Origin of the sequence: Myxococcus sp. CA040A (assembly GCF_013336725.1) — a bacterium.
Taxonomy (GTDB): Bacteria; Myxococcota; Myxococcia; order Myxococcales; family Myxococcaceae; genus Myxococcus; species Myxococcus llanfairpwllgwyngyllgogerychwyrndrobwllllantysiliogogogochensis.
This window is the reverse complement of record NZ_JABUMR010000005.1, coordinates 546,697-566,258: the sequence shown is the minus strand read 5'-3', so window position 1 is coordinate 566,258 and position 19,562 is coordinate 546,697. Positions and strand designations below refer to the sequence as shown.

13 protein-coding genes, 16 tRNA genes and 2 pseudogenes are annotated in these 19,562 nt (G+C 67.1%); 9 read left to right on the top strand and 22 right to left on the bottom strand.

Features of this window, described 5'->3' with window-relative positions; all coding sequences use genetic code 11:
- Positions 1-12: 12 nt before the first annotated feature.
- The 16 genes from HUA75_RS24235 to HUA75_RS24160 form a co-directional block, all read right to left on the bottom strand.
- Positions 13-630 (bottom strand): cytochrome C, encoded by a 618-nt coding sequence (locus HUA75_RS24235; RefSeq protein WP_141646016.1) that lies wholly within the window; start codon positions 628-630, stop codon positions 13-15.
- 256 nt (positions 631-886) lie between these two features.
- Positions 887-971, bottom strand: a tRNA-Ser gene (locus HUA75_RS24230).
- Between the two features lie 253 nt (positions 972-1,224).
- On the bottom strand, positions 1,225-1,767 hold the full coding sequence (locus HUA75_RS24225; RefSeq protein ID WP_141646017.1) for an HNH endonuclease: 543 nt from the start codon (positions 1,765-1,767) through the stop codon (positions 1,225-1,227).
- 20 nt (positions 1,768-1,787) lie between these two features.
- Positions 1,788-1,861: transfer RNA gene (locus HUA75_RS24220), tRNA-Leu, on the bottom strand.
- A 55-nt stretch (positions 1,862-1,916) separates the two neighbouring features.
- Positions 1,917-1,990: transfer RNA gene (locus HUA75_RS24215), tRNA-Leu, on the bottom strand.
- A gap of 100 nt (positions 1,991-2,090) precedes the next feature.
- Positions 2,091-2,161 (bottom strand) — tRNA-Met (locus HUA75_RS24210).
- A gap of 19 nt (positions 2,162-2,180) precedes the next feature.
- A tRNA-Arg gene (locus HUA75_RS24205) sits at positions 2,181-2,255 on the bottom strand.
- Between the two features lie 21 nt (positions 2,256-2,276).
- Positions 2,277-2,350 (bottom strand) — tRNA-Arg (locus HUA75_RS24200).
- Between the two features lie 6 nt (positions 2,351-2,356).
- A tRNA-Ala gene (locus HUA75_RS24195) sits at positions 2,357-2,428 on the bottom strand.
- A 31-nt stretch (positions 2,429-2,459) separates the two neighbouring features.
- A tRNA-Thr gene (locus tag HUA75_RS24190) sits at positions 2,460-2,533 on the bottom strand.
- Positions 2,534-2,633: 100 nt separating this feature from the next.
- Positions 2,634-2,706: transfer RNA gene (locus tag HUA75_RS24185), tRNA-Phe, on the bottom strand.
- A 13-nt stretch (positions 2,707-2,719) separates the two neighbouring features.
- Positions 2,720-2,789 (bottom strand) — tRNA-Cys (locus tag HUA75_RS24180).
- A 19-nt stretch (positions 2,790-2,808) separates the two neighbouring features.
- Positions 2,809-2,880 (bottom strand) — tRNA-Asn (locus tag HUA75_RS24175).
- A gap of 91 nt (positions 2,881-2,971) precedes the next feature.
- Positions 2,972-3,042, bottom strand: a tRNA-Lys gene (locus tag HUA75_RS24170).
- 287 nt (positions 3,043-3,329) lie between these two features.
- The gene (locus HUA75_RS24165) at positions 3,330-3,488 is read right to left on the bottom strand and encodes a hypothetical protein (protein WP_174454832.1); all 159 of its coding nucleotides are present in this window, start codon (positions 3,486-3,488) and stop codon (positions 3,330-3,332) included.
- 478 nt (positions 3,489-3,966) lie between these two features.
- Positions 3,967-6,882: a cell wall anchor protein gene (locus HUA75_RS24160; RefSeq protein WP_174487728.1), complete on the bottom strand. Its 2,916-nt coding sequence runs from the start codon at positions 6,880-6,882 to the stop codon at positions 3,967-3,969.
- A gap of 1,251 nt (positions 6,883-8,133) precedes the next feature.
- Here HUA75_RS24160 and HUA75_RS24155 point away from each other — a divergent pair.
- From HUA75_RS24155 to HUA75_RS24115, 9 genes and pseudogenes are all read left to right on the top strand, one after another.
- A complete protein-coding gene (locus HUA75_RS24155; protein WP_174487727.1) occupies positions 8,134-8,703 on the top strand; it encodes an RNA polymerase sigma factor in 570 nt (189 codons plus the stop codon).
- A complete protein-coding gene (locus tag HUA75_RS24150) occupies positions 8,700-9,521 on the top strand; it encodes an anti-sigma factor (protein ID WP_141647606.1) in 822 nt (273 codons plus the stop codon). Before HUA75_RS24155 ends, HUA75_RS24150 begins: the two co-directional genes overlap by 4 nt.
- Entirely contained in the window at positions 9,518-11,392 is a 1,875-nt protein-coding gene (locus HUA75_RS24145; protein ID WP_174487726.1) for a hypothetical protein, read from the top strand. The genes HUA75_RS24150 and HUA75_RS24145 overlap by 4 nt, the downstream gene beginning before the upstream one ends.
- Before the next feature lie 617 nt (positions 11,393-12,009).
- Positions 12,010-13,248, top strand: a complete 1,239-nt coding sequence (locus HUA75_RS24140; protein WP_174487725.1) for a hypothetical protein — start codon at positions 12,010-12,012, stop codon at positions 13,246-13,248.
- Between the two features lie 415 nt (positions 13,249-13,663).
- The gene (locus HUA75_RS24135; RefSeq protein WP_371746180.1) at positions 13,664-13,978 is read left to right on the top strand and encodes a transposase; all 315 of its coding nucleotides are present in this window, start codon (positions 13,664-13,666) and stop codon (positions 13,976-13,978) included.
- Positions 13,979-14,426: 448 nt separating this feature from the next.
- Positions 14,427-14,816 carry a hypothetical protein gene (locus tag HUA75_RS24130; RefSeq protein ID WP_174487723.1) on the top strand — a complete coding sequence of 130 codons (390 nt, stop codon included), beginning with the start codon at positions 14,427-14,429 and terminating at the stop codon, positions 14,814-14,816.
- A gap of 91 nt (positions 14,817-14,907) precedes the next feature.
- Positions 14,908-15,264: a hypothetical protein gene (locus HUA75_RS24125; RefSeq protein WP_174487722.1), complete on the top strand. Its 357-nt coding sequence runs from the start codon at positions 14,908-14,910 to the stop codon at positions 15,262-15,264.
- Positions 15,264-15,578: pseudogene (gene tnpB / locus HUA75_RS46905) on the top strand (IS66 family insertion sequence element accessory protein TnpB); the annotation flags it as partial. The gene HUA75_RS24125 and the pseudogene tnpB, both read left to right, overlap by 1 nt.
- An 83-nt stretch (positions 15,579-15,661) precedes the next feature.
- Positions 15,662-17,133: pseudogene (locus HUA75_RS24115) on the top strand (IS66 family transposase).
- Between the two features lie 393 nt (positions 17,134-17,526).
- Here HUA75_RS24115 and HUA75_RS24110 read toward each other — a convergent pair.
- The 6 genes from HUA75_RS24110 to HUA75_RS24085 form a co-directional block, all read right to left on the bottom strand.
- Positions 17,527-18,384, bottom strand: a complete 858-nt coding sequence (locus tag HUA75_RS24110) for an SMI1/KNR4 family protein (RefSeq protein WP_174468728.1) — start codon at positions 18,382-18,384, stop codon at positions 17,527-17,529.
- Positions 18,385-18,493: 109 nt separating this feature from the next.
- Positions 18,494-18,691: a two pore domain potassium channel family protein gene (locus tag HUA75_RS24105; RefSeq protein ID WP_174462848.1), complete on the bottom strand. Its 198-nt coding sequence runs from the start codon at positions 18,689-18,691 to the stop codon at positions 18,494-18,496.
- 468 nt (positions 18,692-19,159) lie between these two features.
- Positions 19,160-19,231 (bottom strand) — tRNA-Asn (locus HUA75_RS24100).
- 19 nt (positions 19,232-19,250) lie between these two features.
- Positions 19,251-19,323, bottom strand: a tRNA-Gln gene (locus tag HUA75_RS24095).
- A gap of 19 nt (positions 19,324-19,342) precedes the next feature.
- Positions 19,343-19,413 (bottom strand) — tRNA-Gly (locus tag HUA75_RS24090).
- A gap of 20 nt (positions 19,414-19,433) precedes the next feature.
- Positions 19,434-19,504: transfer RNA gene (locus tag HUA75_RS24085), tRNA-Lys, on the bottom strand.
- Positions 19,505-19,562 lie beyond the last annotated feature (58 nt).

The window sequence follows — 19,562 nt, the reverse complement described above, 5'->3', positions numbered from 1 at the left end:
GCGACGTGCGCGTCAGGGATACGGCTGAGGCGGCACGGGCGTGGGCACACTCCCGGGCTGAGCCGCGGGGATGGCCCGGAGGTATTCGTAGACGGCCCTCAGGTCCGCGTCCCGCATCTTCGCGAAGATGGGCCAGGGCATTACCTGCAGCAGCGCGCCGCCAGGCTCCCGGCCCGTGCGCATCAACGCCAGGAAGGCCTCATACGTGAGGCCCGACGGCAGCCCCTGCGCATCCGGGGTGATGTTCCGCGAGACGATTCCCGTGCCGAAGGGTCTCCCCCCCGCCAGGAAGTTCGCGGTGTTGATCTGCTCTGGCTGTCCCTGAAAGGGGTCCCCACCCGCCGAGTAGGGTGGGTAGGTGTGGCAGTCGGTGCATCCTCCCTGGGAATTGACGATGTAGCTGCCCAGGCCCACGAGGTTCCGGTCCAGGCCCGTGAGGTTGAGCGTCACGGGGGAGATGACCAGGCCCTTTTCGATGCGCTCCTGGTCCTCGGAGCCCACGGGCGTCTGGGTCTGTTGGTTCTGCGAGTCCGACGAGGAGCTCGACCCACACCCTCCCGCCAACACACCCGCGAGCGCGAAGAGGGCCCACCCCCTCGCCACGCGGCGCCCCGTCCTGAAATCCTTCATGTGTGTGCTTCCTTTCCCTTCACCGGATGTCCCGGTCGGGATGGAGGCTAGGGACGCTGGGGCGAGGGGCCATGCTGCGTGCCGGTGTCAGCCCGGCGTTGCCCCGTGCACAGGTCGGGACAAAGGCTGCCCTGGGGGGCAGCGAGAGCGGAAGTCGGAGGACTCGAACCTCAAGCCGGAAGGCCGGCTCGCACCCGGTAGCAGCGGGGCCTGGCGCCATCGCCAGTCCAACTTCCAATCAGACAGGTGAAGCGAACGGAACACGGTGGAGTCGAACCACGAGCCCCGAAGGGCCCTCCTGGTTTCCAGCCAGGCGGCCGGCCACCCGGCCCGCATGCTCCAAGACACAACGGAAGACAGGGGACTCGAACCCCGAGCGCGTCATGCACCCGCACCGCTTTCGAAACGGGCCGCCGGCCTCCGGCGTCGGTCTTCCAGAAAGTCGCCGGCAGCAGCGCACCCGCCTGCCGGCTCGCGGGGAGGTCCACGGGCGGGAGGCCGCCTCTGGCGGACCTCCTCATCCCCTCCAGGCGCACTGTCCTGGGATGGGCGGGGACGGGGGCCACCTCCGGTGGACCCCCTTCACCTGGAACCTCATGCCTCCAGCTCGCCATGCCAGTACGCCACGTCCCTCAAGAACTTGGCCCACGACATGGGCATGCCCTGCTCGAAGACGAACGTCAGGTGCATCGCGTCCGGCAGCTTCTTGGGCTTCACCGGGGCGCAGCGCAGCGCCATCTTCGCGTGCTCCGGAGTCCGGTTGCCCTTGCGCTGGTTGCAGGGCACACACGCGATGACGACGTTGTCCCAGGACGTCCGGCCACCCTGGGCCCGCGGCAGGACGTGGTCATACGTCGCCTCCGCGCGCGACACCTTCAAGCCGCAGTACTGGCAGCGGCAGCGGTCTCGCAGGTAGACGTTCTCCCGGCTGAACTTCACGCCCTTGGGGCCCTTGCGCAGCCCGCGGAAGAAGCGAATGACGGAGGGCATGCGAATCTCCACCGTCACCGAGCGCACGAAGCGGTCCTCGTACTCCTCGACCACCTCGACCTTGCCCTGGAAGATGAGCATCACCGCGCGCTGCCAGGGAATCCGCGCGACGGGCTCGAAGGACTGACTGAGAACCAGCGTCTCCATGACGCAACGCCTTTCGGTTGTATCCGCGGCGAGATTCGAACTCGCACTGGGCCGGGTTTGAGCCGGCGGCCTCTCCCGTTTGGGCTACGCGGACGGACTTCGGGAGTTCCTGCTGACTTGCGACTGCGGGCTACGGACTGCGACGACAGTGCCGGTGGCGGGAGTCGAACCCGCAACCTCCAGGTTCTCGACCTGGCACCTCTACCTATTGGGCTACACCGGCAAGACTGCGGGGATACGAGTGCACGCCCCGGGGATCGAACCCGGCGAAAACGGTGTGTGGGACCGTCGCCGTCTCCAGCTGGCTCGGCGTGCAGGAAGAGTTGCGGAGCAGGGAGTCGAACCCTGGAGGCCAGGCTTATGAGGCCCGGTGAGGCACCAGCCTCTCCCCGCAGAAAAATGTGAAACGTGTGTGCTCCCGGCAGGACTCGAACCTGCGACCGTGCGCTTAGGACGCGCCTGCTCTGAATCCACTGAGCTACGGAAGCGGATGGCACAAATGAAGCGAGTGCCCCTGGCAGGGATTGAACCTGCGACCTCACGGTTCGGAACCGTGCGCTCTCATCCACTGAGCTACAAGGGCATGAAGTGGATCCGCCGGGACTCGAACCCGGAACCCCTCGGGTGCAAACCGAGTGCTCTCCCATTGAGCCACGAACCCATGTGACGACTGCACTGCGTGTTGCGTGAAGTGCCCCCGGTCGGGTTCGAACCGACAACCCCCGGTTTACGAAACCGGTGCTGCTACCAGTTGAGCTACAGGGGCGAAACGAGCAGGCCGCCAGGGAGTTGAACCCCGCGCGCTCGGATTTGGAGTCCAAGCTGCTCCCGGAGCGCGGCCTATGAAGATGAAGCGTGCTGCCAAGTGCCGACCCTCGGAATCGAACCGAGTCCTCCCGCTCTTCAGACGGGCGCGCGGACCACCTACGCCAGGTCGGCAATGATGGAGATGAGGCCAGTACGGGAGTCGAACCCGTCCCAAACGGTTTTGCAGACCGTTGCCACCCCGGGCGGAACTGGCCATTCGTGTGTGTCGCAAAGCTCCCCAGGAGGGATTCGAACCCTCAACTTCGCGGTTAACAGCCGCGCGCTCTGCCATTGAGCTACCGGGGAATGTGCTGCGTGAAGAGAGAACCGGAGGCAGGAATTGCATCTGCGGAGTCAGAGTCCGCCATCCTTGCTAGTTAGACGACCCCGGTATGAGTACCTCCGGAGGGATTCGAACCCTCGCCGTCCGCTTAAGAGGCGGATGCTCTTCCAATGAGCTACGGAGGCAGATTGTTTGCCGCCCCGGATGCGCGCGGGCGGCATACATTCACCACGACGATTCAGTTGTCAGAGACCTTGAGGCTGTCGGGTACTCGAACGTGAGCCAGGATTCCTGGCGCACGGACGCGAGTCCGGCCCTCGAGCTGTAACTCGTGATGCGGTGTGGCTGTGCGTGGCTGGCCACGCCGGTGTTGAATGGGGACGCTGGGAGCCCAGAAAGCCGAGAGGCCGGGTCCCCTGGATGGGAGCCCGGCCTCTGCGTGGCTTGGCGCGCCAGTGAAGGAGCGCGAGCGTCAGCAGGGTACGGGCGGAGGGCCGCCAAGCCGGTCAAATCCCACGAGGGACTTCGAGGCGAAGCTCACAAGGGAGCAGGAGGCGGCACCGAACTGGGGCCAGAGGTTGTTGCGATAGCTGCGCTTCATCGGGTTCGTCCGCGTCGTCAACGTCGTCATGGTCGCCGCTCCTTTCGGGGAGACTCTACGGCGGGTGACTTTCGTTCCTGACAAGGCCCGATTATTTGAGCTTCACGGCCGTGGCCCCCTGTTTCAGGGAAGTTGTCGCCTCGGCTGACGTGCCGAGTTGATGACGCCTTGGGGGCGAGAGCAGGCAGGACGCAGCGCCGTGGCCATGGTCTCCATCGCGTGGACTCCCTCGCAGCGGGCGCAGCTGCCCCGCGGGTTCGCAAGGAGTCTGACGCGGAGACCTCCGTGCCGCACGGCGCGTCCGAGGAGAGGCATCTGGCCCGGCGATGCGCGCGGGGGCCGGTGCTCATGCTCCGGCCCGCGGGTGTGCCTGGGCTTCAAGCGGGACGCCGTGTGTACGACCGCGTGAACGGCGGCACCGAGCGCGAGCTCCCAACTCGGAGCAGCAAGGCCGGCCATGGGGACGTGCCCCACGACCGGCCTTGCTCCTCGGCGTGTCGACGCGGTCCTACTGCAGGGGCACGCGCTTGAGCTTGAAGGGCGAGGGGCTCTCGCTCATCGTGAAGTAGCTCGCGCCGTTGGCCTCGTACTCGATCGCCTCACCCTGGCCCTCGGTGGTGTCGGTCAGCGTGACGGGCGTCGCGAAGACGGCCGACTCGAAGCCAAGTCCCGGCGTCGCACGGAACTCGTAGACAGTGCGGTAGGTGCGAAGGAGGAAGCGATCCGCGCATGGGTGGATCGCCGCCGCGGTCGCGGCCGAGAAGTTGGCGTCTCCGTTCAGCGGCAGCTGGATCGTGTGGACGTGGATCAGCGTGGCCTGCACACCCGGCGTCAGCGGCTGGGGGAACTTGTACACGCCGCTCTGCCCCGTGCCCCCGTTCTTGGTGACGACGTAGATGTCCCCGGTGGTGGGGTGCACCATCAGCGACTCCGCGTCCTTCGCGCCGTCCGGATAGACGAACGGGAAGGCCTCGGCGACGAGCCCCCCCGAGGTCTGGCCGTTGGCGAGATTCGGCTCGGGCACGCGGTAGATCGTGAACGACGTGGGGCTGCCACCCGCAGGGAAGTTGGCGCTCCACTTCCCGATGTCACCGATGAAGATGCACGAGCCGCTCGGGCAGGGCCCGGTTGCGAGGTCCTCCCAGTCGGCCGGCGTCACGTTGGTCACGTTGAACGTGCCGATCGTGCTCGCGTTGAGCGTGTTGATCGCGACGATCGCGGTGGTGTCCTCGTTGTGTACGTAGAGCGCGTTGCCGACCACGCGGCTCGCGGCCAGGCCCGAGGGCTCCACGATTTCCGGCGCGGTCACGGTGCCCTGGAGCGTGAAGGTGCTCGCGTACGTGTCTCCGACCATGCAGGCGGGGGCGTTGGCGGCGCGCAGGACGATCACGTGCGCGGTGTTGGTCTGCACGAACGCGGAGCTGCCGGAGAGGCCCGTCTGGAGGCCCGGCGCGGTGAGCGACCGGTAGGCCGCATTGAAGAGCAGTCCGTTGGCGTGACCCAGGCACGCGTCGAAGGCCTCGGTGAAGCCGAGCGGCGGCTCGATGCCGGTGGCAGGGCAGGTGGCGTCCGGCCAGACCTGTGAGCCGTACCAGACGGCGAGTCCACCCGCGCTGCCGGTCACCACGTCGGGCACGGTGAACGACGCGGAGTCGCCGTTCTTCTGGCCTGCGTGCACGTCGATTGGCTGGACCGGATCGACGCCGCTGAAGGCCTCCACGCTCCCCGCCATGTGGGTGTTCGCGTCCAGTCCGAACGTGTAGCTCGCAGGCTCGGAGGCGCCCGCGACGCGGTAGAAGATCCAGGTGCGGATGGCCCAGGCGCTCTGCTCCGAGCGCAGGAACGTCCAGCCGGCGGGCGGCGTGACGGTCGCGGAGATGTTGTTGCGCACGGTCACCCGCGCGATGAGCGCGTCGTTGGCCGCGGTCCCCGACGGCTTGGGGATCGACAGCGAAGCGAGCGACAGGCCGCTGTGGTGCGAGCTCCCACGCAACGAGACCCCCGAGGACGGCGCGACCTCGGCGCGGCGAAGGGCGACGACCTGCGCGACGTTGGTCTCGGCGAACGTCGAGCTCCCGTTGAACGGTCCCTGGAGGCCGGCACCGGCGAGGGGCATGAAGGCGGCGTTGAAGATGAGGCCCTGGGACGAGGACACCAGGCAGGTGTCGTAGGTCTCGGCGAAGCCCACGGGGGGCTCGATCGCCGGGGTCGGACACGCGGCGCCGGTCCACGTCTGCGCGCCGAACCAGACGGCAGCCCCGCCCGCGGTCGAGGTGCTCAGCTGCGGCGTCGTGAAGGCCGTCGAGCCGCTGTTGCTCTTGCCGGCGTGCGTGTCGATCGGGTTGGCCGGATCGACGCCGGCATACGCCACGAGGTTGCCGACGAGGTAGCTCGCGATGGAACTCTGGAACGTGTGGCTCGCGGGCTCGCTGGCGGTGGCGACGCGGACGAAGACCCAGCCGCGGATGCTCCAGGTGCTCATGTCGGTGCGCACCAGCGTCCAACCTGCAGGCGGGGTGAGCTCGGCGCCGATCTGGTTCCGGTTCGCAAGGTGCGCCAGCAGCACGTTACCGGCGGCGACGCCCGGAGGGCTCGAGAGGGTCAGGCTGGTGACCGTCTTGCCGCTCGCGTGCGTGGTGCCGACGAGGGAGATCTCCTTGGTGGCCGGCGGCTGGAGGGGGCGCAGCACCACCGCGTGCGTGATGTTGGTGTTGGGGAGCGTGGAGCTGCCGGTGAAGGCGGGCTGGGCACCTGCGGCCCCGAGCTCCGAGGTGGCGGCGCTGTGCAGCACGCCGTGCGACGACGAGACGAGGCAGGTGTCGAGCTGCTCGGTGAAGCCCGTCGGCGGGGTGTGGACCGCGGGGCACGCGGCGCCTCCCCAGACCTGGGCCGAGAACCACACTGCGAGGCCGTTCGCGGACGACGTGGCGGCGACGGGCAGCGCGAGGCTCGCGCTGTTGCCATTCTTCTGGCCCACGTGCACGTCGATCGGCTGGAGCGGATCCGCGCCCGACACCGCGACCAGGGTGGCCGCCATGGCGCTGGCGAGGTCGAGGGTGAAGGTGTGACTGCTCGGCTCGGCCGCGCTGGCCACGCGGAGGAAGAGCCAGGACTTGATGGCCGAGGCGCTCTGCTCGGAGCGCAGCAGCGTCCAGCCAGCGGGTGGGGTAGCGACGGCTGTGACGGCCTCGCGATTGCTCAGCTGCATCACCAGCACATCTCCGGCGGCCGTACCGACGGGGGTGGGAATGGAGAGGGTGGTGGTGGCCAGGCCGCTCGCGCTGGTGGTTCCTCGCACGGAGAGGGTGGAGAGGCCCTGGGTCGTCGTCGCATCCTGTACGTCGTCGGGCTGCGCGATCTCAGTCGTTCCACAGGCGGCCATCAGTAGGGCGGCCGCGAGCCACAGACTTCGGATTGGGGTCATGGGGTTTTGATCGGGTGTCGACTCACTGGACTGGAGGTCCGGGAATCGGCCATGTGAAGGACCCCGCAGTGCGAAGCGCAATCGACTGTCATGACACGGGAAAGCTACCGTGAAATAGTTTGGATCGTCGGGTGTCATCGAAAAAAGGTGGCAGTCCTGTCCATGCGGTCACGCGGAGTCCTTTGAGAACGCGAAGCCCAAAGATATCTGCGCACGGTGCAAGGGCCGAAGGGCGGTCGGCACCCCGAGGGGTGGGCCTCCAGGCAAGCCTCGTGACCGTGGCCGTGACCGGCTCGTGACATCAGCAGAACGGTGCTGACATCCTGTGATCTGGAGCGTGCCTGGAACTGTGGGCTTCGTCGAGCTCGTGGGGCACGAAGCCCTTGAAGTCACTGGCATCTGGGACGACCGCCGCTACCTGGACATGGCCCCTCTGACTTCAACCCCAGACACCGCTGAATGATGCAGCCAAGGAGCTTTCCTCCCCCGTTCCCCCTCCGAACCAACTACACACGATTCGGGACTTGACCGGCGCCGGGGGCGCGGCTCATCGGCTACCCGCTTCAGCCTGGGGCGCGCAGGCCGGCCCTCCGTAGGGGCAGTGCCCGCCTCGCGACGCCCCTGTGGAAGCCTGCAAAGCATGTAAGGAATGAAACCGGAGAGCAGAGAGAGCAGCCTTCCTGGAGACCTTGGAGCGGAGAATTGAGAGTCTCAGGAAATGGTGTTAACCGCTGCCCCAACGGTTAACAGCACCTGTTAACCGCGTCCGATTGAGTCGCTACGAACTTCCAACCCTTGAGCGAGAGCCCGCTATGTTTGTGCGACGGGTGTGGCGGGCCGCGCTCAGGCTGGATGGGGGCGCTGGGCGTTGAGCCTGTCGGGGGCGCTACAGGCCCGCGCGTCTGCCTAACGCTCAACGTCCCCTGAAGAGAAGTGGGCCCGAATGCCGAAATGCGGGGTCCCTTGGATTGGAGCCCAGCCTCGGCGGATGGTCTGCGCTGACGACGCCCTTGTGCGCCTCGCCGACTCACCTTGACGCCCTGGCGACTATGGGTCGACGCACGAGTGACTCAGTGCCCGGGCTTCGGGGCGGCAGAGTCTGCTCCCAACCTGCCCCGGTGAGACACCTGCGGTCTGATTGCGGCGCTCCGGTGGCGCGGCCCCTCTTCCTCTTGGAGAAAACCGCATCTAGGGACTCAACGGACTTCGCTCTACGGTGTTCTCCTGCCGATGTCCGAGCGAAATCCGAGAATGTTCGTCGTGCCGCCTCCAGACAGGCCGGTCGAGGAGCGCACTGACGCGGAGCTGATGCTCCTGGCCAGTGCGGGGGCAGAGGACGCCTTCGCGGCCCTCGTCCGGCGGCACCTGGCGCAGGTTCAGCAGTTCGCGACCCGCTATCTGGGCGACGCCGCCGCGGGGGCGGAGACCGCGCAAGAGGCCCTGCTCAAGGTCTGGCATGCGCGCCGGGAGTTCCGGCCAGCGCGTCCCTTCTCCGTCTATCTCTACACGGTGGTGCGCAACCTCTGTCGCAATCAGTATCGCGACCGCGTGCGCCGCAAGCGGCACCTCACTCAGGAGGAGGGCGTCACTGCCCACTCCCCCCTCGACACCCTCCTCGACGTCGAGCGCCGCCGCCGCACCCTGGTGGCCCTGCACGAGCTGTCTCCCAAACTGAAGGAGGCCGTGCTGCTGCGATTCAGCCAGGGGCTCGACTACCCCGAGATTGCTCGGATCCTCGATGTGCCTGTCAGCACCGTCCGTTCGCGCGTGTTTCTCGGCATCCGCCAACTGCGCGCGCACACCCAGGAGGATGGCGAATGAGCGCCCCCTGTCCCGACCCCATGGAGCTGCTGGAATGGCTGGATGGCGAGAGCACCCTCCATCGTTCCCGGTGGCTCGAAGGACACCTGTCCGGCTGCGCATCCTGCCGCCGAGAGCTGAACGCACAGAAGCAGCTGGTGGCCCGCCTGAGCGCGCCACCGCCTCCCGTGGATGAGCGCGACGTCCAAGCCCTCATGGCCCGTCTCAAGGACAAGCCCCTCCGCCACCCCGTGGCCTGGTGGGCACCGGGCTGGCGCGCAGGACTCGCCACGGCATGCCTGGCGGTGACAGGCGTCTTGTGTGGATATGCGGTGCAAGAGTTCTCTCCCCTCCGAACGCAGTTCGCCGCGCGTGGCGGGCAATTCGTTGCGCCACTCCAACGGTATGTTGGAGTGGACCTGCTCTCCGCCGGCAGCCCACCCGTGCTGCTTCGTCCCGGAGCGGTCCTCTCGCCGTCGACCCCGCTCTTCGCGCGCTTCCGCAACCTGGGCGAGACGCCCGCTTTTCTCCTCCTCTTCGCCAGGGACGCAGCCGGCGAGCTTCACTGGCTCTACCCCGCGTACCTCACGCCGGGGGAGGACCCTCGCTCGGTCGAGCTGTCGCCCTCGGTACGCGACACCCCCATGCCGGAGGCGGTGCTGCTCGACCAGCCCGCGTTGGGCCCCTTGCAAGTCTTTGCGCTGGTGACGTCCGAGCCCCTCCGCGTCCTCGACGTGGAGGCGCTCGAGAAGAGCCCGAACCTGGAACCACTCCTCCGCGCGCGTTGGCCGGAGGCCGCACTCACCCACTGGACGTTGATGCTCGAGAAAGCGCCATGAATCTCTCCACGGCCATGAAGTCGCTCACGTACACGTTGCTCTTCCTCCCCATGCTCTGTTTGGCCGAAACGCGCGAGCGCTTCGTCTTGATTGTCGGCAACAACACGAGTGCCACCCTCGGACGCCCCCGGCTCCAGTTCGCGGACGATGACGCTGCCAAGTACGACACCGTCTTTCGGGTGCTCGCCCCGGGGGCATATGTGCGCGTGCTCACGGAACTCGACAAGGACACCGCGCGGCTGTTTCCGGAGGTGCGGCAGCGGGCGGAGCCACCCACCCTCGCACGGCTTCAGGAGGCCTTCGAGGATATCTCGCGGCGCGTCCGAGAGAACACGCGCCAGGGACGGGAGAGTGAGCTGTACGTCCTCTTCGCCGGTCACGGGGATGTCGAGCAAGGAAAGGGCTTCCTCGAGCTTTCCGATGGCGCCTTCACGTCCGACGCGCTCGAGGAGGCGCTGTCCAGGATTCCGGTTCAACGGGCCCACGTGGTCCTCGACAGTTGCAACTCGTTCTTCATGCTCAACCCGCGCAAGCCCGGCGGCCGGCGCTACGCCACGCCCGTGGACTCCGCGGAGGCCATGGGGCGCAGGCTCCAGAATGTCGGGGTGCTACTCTCCACGAGCGCGGAGGCGGAGGTGTATGAGTGGTCGGAGCTCCAGTCCGGAATCTTCAGTCATGCGGTCCGCTCGGGGTTGCTCGGCGCGGCGGACGGGGACGGGGACGGGGCGGTCTCCTACGAAGAGCTGGCTGCCTTCGTGGAGACCGCCAGCCACGAAGTGAAGAATCCCGCCTTCCGCCCGCATGTGTTTGCCCGAGGTCCCTCGGGCGACAACCAGGTCCATCTGATGGAGTCCGGGGTCGCGAACGGCGCGGTGCTCGATGTGGGTGAGACAGAGCCCGTCCGGCTCGTTGTGCGGGATGCGGAGGGGCTGCGCTGGATAGACAGCCACAGCGAGGCGGGCCATCGTGTCCACTTGCGCCTGCCCCAGGCCATTCGCGGTGGGAGCGTCGAGCGGGTGCTCGCGGATGGGAGCTCCGAGCGCTTCGGGTTGCCTGCGGAACAGGGGACCCTCTCCTCACTCGTCTCCGTCGAGCGCGTGCTGGAGGCGCGGGGAGTCACGGACCCACTGCGCATGCTCTTCGCTCAGCCGTTTGGCCCCCAGGCGCTTGCTGACTTCCGCAGTGCACAAGCGGCGACCCCCACTCCCGTGTACGGCATCTCGCGCGAGGACGGTGAACGCATGGGATTGCTTCTGGGGCAACTGGGACGACAGCAGCGCCAGAGCAGACACGTCGAAGGTGCGCTCCGGCTCACGGGTGGCGCGGCATTGGCTCTCGCGGGAGGGCTCAACCTGAGGGCGGGCGGGTACAAGGCTGCGAACTGGAGCTATCTGGGGGCAAGCGCGCTCCTCCTTGGGGCCGGTACATGGTCGCTGCTGAGCAGCACGGAGGGGGAGGAGGTGGAAGCGGAATATCGGCGGGCGCTCTTGACTCAGGAGGACCACGCCTCGGTGGTTGCGCGCACCGAAGAGCGCCTCCGGAGCATCGCGGTCACCGAGGAGCGCAACAGGTTTGCTCTCAAGTTGACGGGCGCTTTCGTATTCGCCACAGGTGCTGCCCTCACGGTGTGGATGGAGGACGCGAAGCCCCCGTTGCCGGAGAACTATGGTCGCGCCCTCAATCGGCTGGCAGGGCCGGCCTTCATGATTGCTGGGACGGGCTTCCTGCTGGACGCCTTCCTGCAACGGTCACCCGCCGAGCATGTCCTCGAAGCCTGGCGCTCCGACCGCGCACCTCGCGAAGTGCCGCGGATGTCCATCTCGCTGCTCCCCGAGGGTGGGGCCATGATGGGGATGTCGGGCCAATTCTGAGTCACTCAAAACCTGTCGTGCCGCTCGACGTGCCCATGGCTGGTGCCGATACGAGTGGACGGCGTGGGTTGCTCCCTGCTTCTGCCAAAGATAGATGACGCCTTGTTCGCGACTGCACCCCTGAGCCTCTTCTCTTGTTTCGCGACCCGGAGCCCGACCGATGGTTCGAAGTGAAGTTGCCCCGGTTTCGTGGCTCTCCCGCACTTCGTGTGGACCGTAGGTTCAGACGGTGAGCAGCACTCGAAGACGCAGGAGGTCGAAGTTGGCGAGGCCATACATCTCAGTCCACCCGACACCCTGGAAGCGGGTACAGCGTTTCCATTTCCAGGGTGTATTCGCCCCATTGCCAGCTTGCCGCGCCTGCCTGCTCTCCAGCGGGGACCCACACGAAGTGCGGGAGAGCCGAGTCGGTGGACAGGTGGTTTGTGCAGCCAACTTCCGCTGTGAGGCCGCTTGCGCATACTCCACTGGGCTGACTTGGGGGGCTGGGCGAGCATGGTGTCCCACCCTCCGCCACCGACCCCTCGCACGCAAATTCCTTTAGTTTCAGTGACGCATGATGCGTTCGCCTTGGGACTTGACCCCACCACAGCCAGCACGCACACAATCTCGCTTCGATGTCACTGAACGATCTACTTACCGCGCTTCGTGGTCCCTCGGGCCTCGGCCCGCCGCCGGGAGTCGCGCTCGCGGCGGTGGCCGGCTGTGAGTACCTCCCGCCGAAGAAGGTCGCGCGTGCCGATCTGCAGGCGCTGCGCGACCTTCTGCCCGCGCTGCCCGACGACCTGTGCGACGGCCTCGTCGCCGTCAATCGCATGCGACTGCGCTGGCCCGGCGGTCAGATTCAGCTCCAGGCGATCAAGGCGCTGGTGGACGCGCTGGTCCGGCACGTCGCGCACCCGACGCAGGACCCGCTGCTTCGCGAAGGACTGCTCCCGCTCGCGTGCACCTCGCATCGTGGGCACCATGTGCACACGTGCGCGCGATTCGTGGAGGGCAGCTATGAGCTCGTGCTCGCGCTGGACACGAAGCGCTGGACGCTGCCGTTTCGGCTGGAGGAGTACCTCGCGCTGGCGATTCGTTGCGCCGGGGCGCCGTTATGGCCGCTACTCGTCGCCGAGGCCGCTCGCCGCGAGCTCGGACTGACCGGATCATTCGAAGCGCTCGAGCGAGAGGTCGCCGGGCTCCTGGTGGCGACCTCGCCGGGGGTCGACTGGCACGCCGAACTCGCACAGGCCGTGGCCGGCCGAGCATGGATGCGACCGGAAAGGCCTGGGAAGGGGCGGCTGCTCGTGGATGGCGGCGCGCCGATGTCGAGCGAGATGATCGCTGCGCACCTGATTCTCGGTCATCCCGTACCGGCGGGTGTGCTGAACTTCTATCGGCAGCTCGACGGGACCGTCCTCTCGTGGCGCAGAGACGGCCTGTTCGCGGACTCACGCATCTCCGGCTATATGGACCTGTTCTGGCGCAAGGAGTCTCTCGTCGCCAAATACCTCGGAGACAGTCGGCTGAACGGGCGCCCCGAGGGAAAGTACCGGGTGCTCGTCTACGGCGAATACCCAATCTTCATCGATATGGCGGCCCTGGACCTCTATCCGCTGTATCACTGGAACTACTCCGAACGGTCGCTTCATCGCATACGCCTGACCTTCGATGAATACATGCTCAGGTTCATGCGCTGTGGCGCCGTCCAGCGCTGGGAGCGGCTGTTTGCGGACGGCTTCGCGGCGGACACCCCTGTGCAACAGGACATACTGCGTGCCGTTCGAACGGTCTGCCTCGACCAGGAGCTCGAGAGCTTCCTGGCCCCCGCGGCGCGAGCGGACCGCCGGGCCGTCGCTGCGGCGCTGTGACAGAGGCTCCGGCGGATGCCGGGCCCAGCACCATCGCCCGCGCCGCACCACCGGGACAGGCGAATCCGAGAGCACGCCTCCGAGCGTGCGATGGGTGTGCCTACCCCAAATTCGGTCGCTGCGTCATGAGTGCGTCAAAATGTGCGTCATGACGTGAGCGATGCGCATGACGAGCCGCTGGGTCCTCTTTTCCCTTTGATAGAGGTCGGAATTGCGCCCGGCTCAGACGCCTCAATACTTCTCTGGGTCGTGTCCCTATAAGTGTGTAGATGTCGAGCAGGGGCGAGCGGAAAAGAGGGAAGCTCCTCGGTGAAACCAACCGAGACGGTCCTCCTTTGGCGAGGAGGCCGAGAAGTTCCCCGCCGCGGACGATACAGACTTTGCCGCGCCCTCGCACGAGGAGGTGCGCACCGACGTGCGAGCCCTCTTCCTGGGAGCCATCCGCATGACGCTGGAGATGCTGCTGGAGGAGGAGATTCGAGGCCTGGTGGGCGCGGGGCGCTGGCAACAGGTGGCGGGGCGCAAGGACCAACGCAACGGCAGCTACCTGCGAGGCCTGCTGACGTCCATGGGGCACCTTGAAGTGCGACCTTCAAGAAGCGCGGGTCTTCGATCCACCCGAGCGCGGAGAAGCGCGGGATTGGAGGGCCGCGCATCAACGCTCGAGGTGCCGAAAACTGGCGGCAGGGGAGCCTTGAGCCACGCTGGGCGGCAGAAGTGGACGAGATGAGCGACCTGGAGGAAGGCCAGGCCGCCGGACAAATGGAGTCGCCACCTCTCCGCGACAGACAGCAACAAGAGGCGCCCGTGTCACGAAAGCGTCCACCCGGAGGCCCGGGTGCACGAGCTTCGAGAGCGAGAGTGCTGTCATTGCGGGGAATTGTTCTGGCTCTGTCGGAGGTGCGACAGGGGCCAAGCCTACTGTCACGACAGGTGCCGCACGCTGGCCCGCAGAGCGCAGTGGCGCAATGCGAGCCGTGCCTATCGGGCGAGCCTCAACCCTTCTGAGGTGCGCCGTGATGCGGCGGCCCGCAAAGCAGCACAACGCGCACGGCAGCGAGCGCGGAAAGTCACACATCCAGGTTCAAGCCAAACGGAGGCGGGCGTAACAAAAGCCGCACGTGTGCCCCGCGAGCCGGATGCGCCGGCCGCCAGGCGCCGTCTGGAGGTGGCTCTCTATGTCTTCACCGCCGCTGTGGCTGACGCTCGAGGCGCATACCCCATACATCCAAATCCTTCTCTCCGTGCCCAAGCGGGGCACCGTCCTCAAGGCCCGCCTGCCACCCGTACCCGCGATGACTCCAGCCGTGTCCCTGCTGGTGGAGTCTCTCAGTGCCTGGTACGGCATGCCCCTCTACGCTGTCGTCGATGCGGACGCGCAGGAGGCCCGCCTCCAGGCTGGGTTGTGGGCGAAGCTGTTGGGAGACCTGGCCTTCAACCCCAACATCGCCGTCGAGTGGACGTCTCTGCAGTGCCCACCCCCGCCCCGTGACAGGTTTCTCGAGTGGGAAGGCTTTGCGTCGGCCCGGCGGTTGCTCACCCGCGCGGCGACGGGGCAGCAGCGATGATTTCGCCTGAGATTGGCGCTGAAATGAGACGCCTTGTAACCGACCGACGGCGGGCGTCCTGAGTTGAGCGCGCCTTGCGGGTTCTTGGGGCATGCGACGACCCAATCCGGATGAGTGGCCGAAGTTGGTGGAGGAATTCGAGACGGGTGGGCTGCAGCAGAAGGAATTCGTGGCCAAGCACGACCTGCCCTTGGGCACGCTGCAGTACTGGCTCTACAAGAAGCGCAAGAAGCGGGGCCTCCGGGCGTCAGAATTGGCTGCCGAATCGGTCGCCGCCTTTCTCCCTCTGGAGGTTGTAGCGTCGCCCGCGCCGCAGGCGCGGGAGAGCTTCTTTGAAGTCGCCACCGTGGGCGGCCTCGTGCTGCGCTTCCCGGTGGGCGCGGACACGGCCTACGTCGCGCGGCTCCTCGCAACCCTCGCGAGTGCGGGCACGGCGGCGAGCACCTGATGTTGCTACGGCTTCCTCGGACGGTGCGCATCCTGCTGGCGCGAGAGCCCGTCGACATGCGCAAGAGCATCGATGGCTTGGCGGCCGTCGTGCGCATGGCGTGGCAGGAGGACCTCTATGCGGGCCACCTCTTCGTCTTCGTGTCGCGCCGAGGAGACAGGGTGAAAGTCCTCAGCTGGGACGCGGGCGGCTTCGTGCTGACGTACAAGCGACTGGAGAAGGGCCGCTTCAAGGTGCCAACCATCGGCGAGGAGTTGCTCGGCGCCCAGCTCGATGCCACCCAGCTGTCGATGCTGCTGGACGGCCTGGACGTCACGCACGTCCGCAGGCCAGCCAGGTGGGCGCCTCCAGAGAGCGTCGAGAAGGTCTCCACCGGGCAGCTTGTTTCCCCGGAGCGATGGCAGAAGAGCCCCAGGAGGCGCACAGGTGCGACTGGCGAGAGAGAGCCGAGCGGCTCGAGGCTCAGAACGCCCACCTCCGGGAGCGTGTCGCCCGACTCGAAGCCCAGCTTGCTCAGCTCCAGCGTGCCCTTTTCGGCAAGCGGAGCGAGAAGATGGCGAGCATCCAGGACGAGCTCCGGCTCGCGTCAGGTGACTGCGCCGGGGCGCGGGCCGCGACGCTGAAGCTGCGCGAGCAGCGGCGCCAGGCGCGCGCCTCCCTTCCCGAGCGCATCGTCCACCATCGAGTCCCTGCCGCCGAGCGTCGCTGCCCGGCGTGTGGCGGCACGGACTTCAGGCGCCTGGGCCCCGGCAAGCGGACGGGCGTCCTCGAGTACGTCCCGGCGCGCCTCGAGCGACAGGTGCACGTGCAGGAGACGCTCGTATGCCGGTGTGGGCAGGGCATTGTCACGGCCATGGCGCCCAAGGCCCTCGAGCAGGGCCACTACGGCCCCGGGCTGCTGGCCCACCTGGTGACTGCGAAGGTGTGCGACGCGATTCCCCTCTACCGCCAGGCGAAGGCGCTCGCACGCGCGGGTGCCCCTATTGCGCGCACGACGCTGTGTGACCTCTTTCATGCCGTTGCAGCTGCCACCGCGCCGCTGTCGGCGCGACTGCTCGCCCTGGTGCGCCAGGCCCCCTTGGTGCGCGCGGACGAGACGCCGCAGCGCGTGCTCGATGAGGGCAAGACGCGCCGGGCTTACGTCTGGACCTTCCGGACCGAGCGCCTCATCGCCTACGTGCACAGTCCCAGTCGCAGCGGTGCGACGCCCCAGGCCGTCCTGGGCGGCACGCGCGGCTACCTGCTCGTCGACGGCTACACGGGTTACAACCGCGTCACCCTGCCCGAGGGCCGCACGCGCGTGGCGTGCTGGGCGCACGTGCGCCGCAAATTCTTCGACGCGCAAGCCACCGCGCCCGAGGCCAGGCACGCGCTCGACTTCATCCTGGCCCTCTACCGCGTCGAGCACGAGGCCATGCAGCGCGGCGTGCTGGGAGGGCCCAATCACCTGGCGCTGCGTCGTGAGCGCAGTGCGCTGGTACTCGAAGCCTTCGCCGCGTGGCTCGCGGAGCAACTGCCGCGGCACCCGCCGCGGGGGCCAATGGGGCTCGCACTGCCCTACACCCAAGGCCAGTGGGCGGCCCTCTCACGCTTCCTCGAGGACGCCTCGCTGCCGCTCGACAACAACGCCTCCGCGCGGGCCCTGCGGGCGATGGCCTTGGGCCGCAAGAACTACCTCTTCGTCGGCAGCGACGAGGCTGGCCAGCACCTCGCGGGGCTCGCGTCTCTCGTCGCCACGTGCGAGGCCAACGGCGTCAACCCCGAGGCGTACCTGGCTGATGTGCTGCCGCAGCTCGGCTCGCATCCAGCTTCCTCCGGGACGAACTGCTTCCGCACCGCTGGTCACCGGCGCCAGCCGACTCATCCTGAATGGCCGCCTGCGTCTGGTGCTCGCAGACATCGCTCAAGTCGGCGCGGCGACCAGGGCCATGGGCCACCGCGAGGGGAGGTGGTGTGCCCCCAGAACGCCCGCCGTCGGTCGGTTACCGCCGTTCTCAGCACTGCTGGGCAAAATCCCTTGGAGTTCAGGGGCTTAAGCACGAAGGCCCCGCGATGTCATCGCGAGGCCCGTGTTAAACAAAAAAGGCCCTACCGGTTGGTAGGGCCTTTCAAGTAGCTCCCGCGACCGGCTCGCACGCGAGGCCGCAGAACGGGCACGCGGTGGACGCGCATCGGATGTGACGTTGGCAACCAGCACAGGTGCGAAGGCCCATGGACCGAGGCTACCGGTGAACCGTGGTGGTTGTCATCGAGCCGCCGACGTCAGGCGCGAACGACGCGGCCTCGGTACACGCCCAGCATGCTCAAGTCGTCGGGGGCGCGCGGCGGGCGGTCCTCGAGCGTCCATGCGTTGTCGAGCAAGAGGCCGTCCACGCTGGATGCGACGGTGCTCGTGTCTTTCAGCGGGCCGCCGATGGCCCGCGAGGCCACCGCGAGCGCCTCCGGCTCCCAATCTTCTGCTCCTGAGAATCCCCACACCCACCGATTGGCGTCGACCTGAACATAGAGGTTCCAGAATGGGCGCATCGCCGCGCCGAGGGTGCACACGACGATGGCGTCGCCGACCCCCAGCGCCCCCACGTGGACCGCGCACTCTCGGCTCCACCCGCCGATCCGCATCAGCGCCCCCTGCTGTCGAACCGGCTTGCTCTCCCAGGTGCGCAGTGCGCGGGCCACGAGTGCCGCGAGCGAGGGCGCCCAAATGGGGCGCGAGGCGTCGTCGTGTCGGTACTCGACCAGCGGGCCGGCCTCGGTTCCCGACAGCACATACGCGACGTGGTCGCCGTTGCCCTTCGTGAGCACGGGAACCCAATGTTCGGAGAACCGCGCACCGTCACTGTCGGGCCCGAGGAGAAACCGACGGGTCGAGATCGCCTCGACGCAGCCCATCATCGAGTAAACGCTCGAGCCATCGAACGACACCCGCGCGGTCCCATCGTGCCAGCTGAACAGAGCGCGAAGGTCGCCTGGCAGCGCCGTCCCGATCTCGGCCTCGAGCCCGGCCAGCTGCTCGGGCGCAGCCGGCGGTAGGAACGAGGCGTGCCCCCCGGGGTCGGCGCGGCGGATGGCCACATCGAGGCGTTCGAGAGCGCGGGCGAGATCCTCGGGAGGCTGCGGCATCGAACGACGTCACCACCGGAGGGACGCCGCGTCAACGATCTCCGCGAACCAGACGCGAAAGCCCGCGGCGACCTCTCGATCACCGCGGGCCTTCGGGTGTGCAGGCGGCTCAGCGCTCGGGGTCGTCGAGCGCTCTGGCCGCCATCGCGGGGCCGAGCGCCATGAGCGCGGCGGCGATCCGCTTGCCCGTGGGCGTCACCGGGAACGTCCGGTCGTAGCCGACCGAGAGACACGTCGAGCAGAAGACGAGGGCGTCGTCGAGGGTCTCGACCTTCTCGTTGTGGCCCTTCTCCGCCGCGTAGAACAACGCGGCGGAGGCGGCTGGATCAGAAGCCTCCTTAAGACGCCCTCACTTCGAGTATGGGTCTGGAGGGTCCCTGCTGGCCTTGCGTCACCCTCTCGGTGACCAGCAAAACAGGTAAGAGATGAAACCTGAAAACAGAGAGAGTCGCCTTCCCAGAAACCTGAAAGCGGAAGGAGAGGATCTCCAGGAGAATGTTGTTAACCGCATCCCCAATGGTTAACAGCACCTGTTAACCACTCTCGGCCTCTCTCTCCCCAAAACGGGTGAAAGAGCGCTCCAGAGAGCCCAATCGGCGGCTGAGGAGCGCGGGTATCTCGCTCTGCGGGGTAGAGGGCCGAGAGCGCCCGCTTCAGACCCGCGAGGAAAAATCCCTTGGGATTCAGGGGCTTAAACACGAAGACCCCACGATGTCATCGCGAGGCCCGTGTTAAACAAAAAAGGCCCTACCGGTTGGTAGGGCCTTTCAAGTAGCTCCCCAGGAGGGACTCGAACCCTCAACTTCGCGGTTAACAGCCGCGCGCTCTGCCATTGAGCTACCGGGGAATGTGCTGCGTGAAGAGAGAACCGGAGGCAGGAATTGCACCTGCACCTGCGGAGTCAGAATCCGCCATCCTCGCTCATTAGACGACTCCGGTATGAAAGTGACACATGTGAAGCGGGCGACGGGATTCGAACCCGTGTCGACGGTATGGGAAACCGCCATCCTGCCGCTGGACGACACCCGCGTTGCTACCGCTGCTTCGAGTACCTCCGGAGGGATTCGAACCCTCGCCGTCCGCTTAAGAGGCGGATGCTCTTCCAATGAGCTACGGAGGCATATTGCCGCCACCCCCATGCGAGCAGGTGGCGTGCATTCACCACGACGATTCAGTTG

What these genes read in the sequence shown, in the direction of transcription:
- HUA75_RS24235 (WP_141646016.1), bottom strand. Translation starts at nt 630, where the DNA reads ATGAAGGATTTCAGGACGGGGCGCCGCGTGGCGAGGGGGTGGGCCCTC.
- HUA75_RS24225 (WP_141646017.1), bottom strand. Translation starts at nt 1,767, where the DNA reads ATGGAGACGCTGGTTCTCAGTCAGTCCTTCGAGCCCGTCGCGCGGATT.
- HUA75_RS24165 (WP_174454832.1), bottom strand. Translation starts at nt 3,488, where the DNA reads ATGACGACGTTGACGACGCGGACGAACCCGATGAAGCGCAGCTATCGC.
- HUA75_RS24160 (WP_174487728.1), bottom strand. Translation starts at nt 6,882, where the DNA reads ATGACCCCAATCCGAAGTCTGTGGCTCGCGGCCGCCCTACTGATGGCC.
- HUA75_RS24155 (WP_174487727.1), top strand. Translation starts at nt 8,134, where the DNA reads ATGTTCGTCGTGCCGCCTCCAGACAGGCCGGTCGAGGAGCGCACTGAC.
- HUA75_RS24150 (WP_141647606.1), top strand. Translation starts at nt 8,700, where the DNA reads ATGAGCGCCCCCTGTCCCGACCCCATGGAGCTGCTGGAATGGCTGGAT.
- HUA75_RS24145 (WP_174487726.1), top strand. Translation starts at nt 9,518, where the DNA reads ATGAATCTCTCCACGGCCATGAAGTCGCTCACGTACACGTTGCTCTTC.
- HUA75_RS24140 (WP_174487725.1), top strand. Translation starts at nt 12,010, where the DNA reads ATGTCACTGAACGATCTACTTACCGCGCTTCGTGGTCCCTCGGGCCTC.
- HUA75_RS24130 (WP_174487723.1), top strand. Translation starts at nt 14,427, where the DNA reads ATGTCTTCACCGCCGCTGTGGCTGACGCTCGAGGCGCATACCCCATAC.
- HUA75_RS24125 (WP_174487722.1), top strand. Translation starts at nt 14,908, where the DNA reads ATGCGACGACCCAATCCGGATGAGTGGCCGAAGTTGGTGGAGGAATTC.
- HUA75_RS24110 (WP_174468728.1), bottom strand. Translation starts at nt 18,384, where the DNA reads ATGCCGCAGCCTCCCGAGGATCTCGCCCGCGCTCTCGAACGCCTCGAT.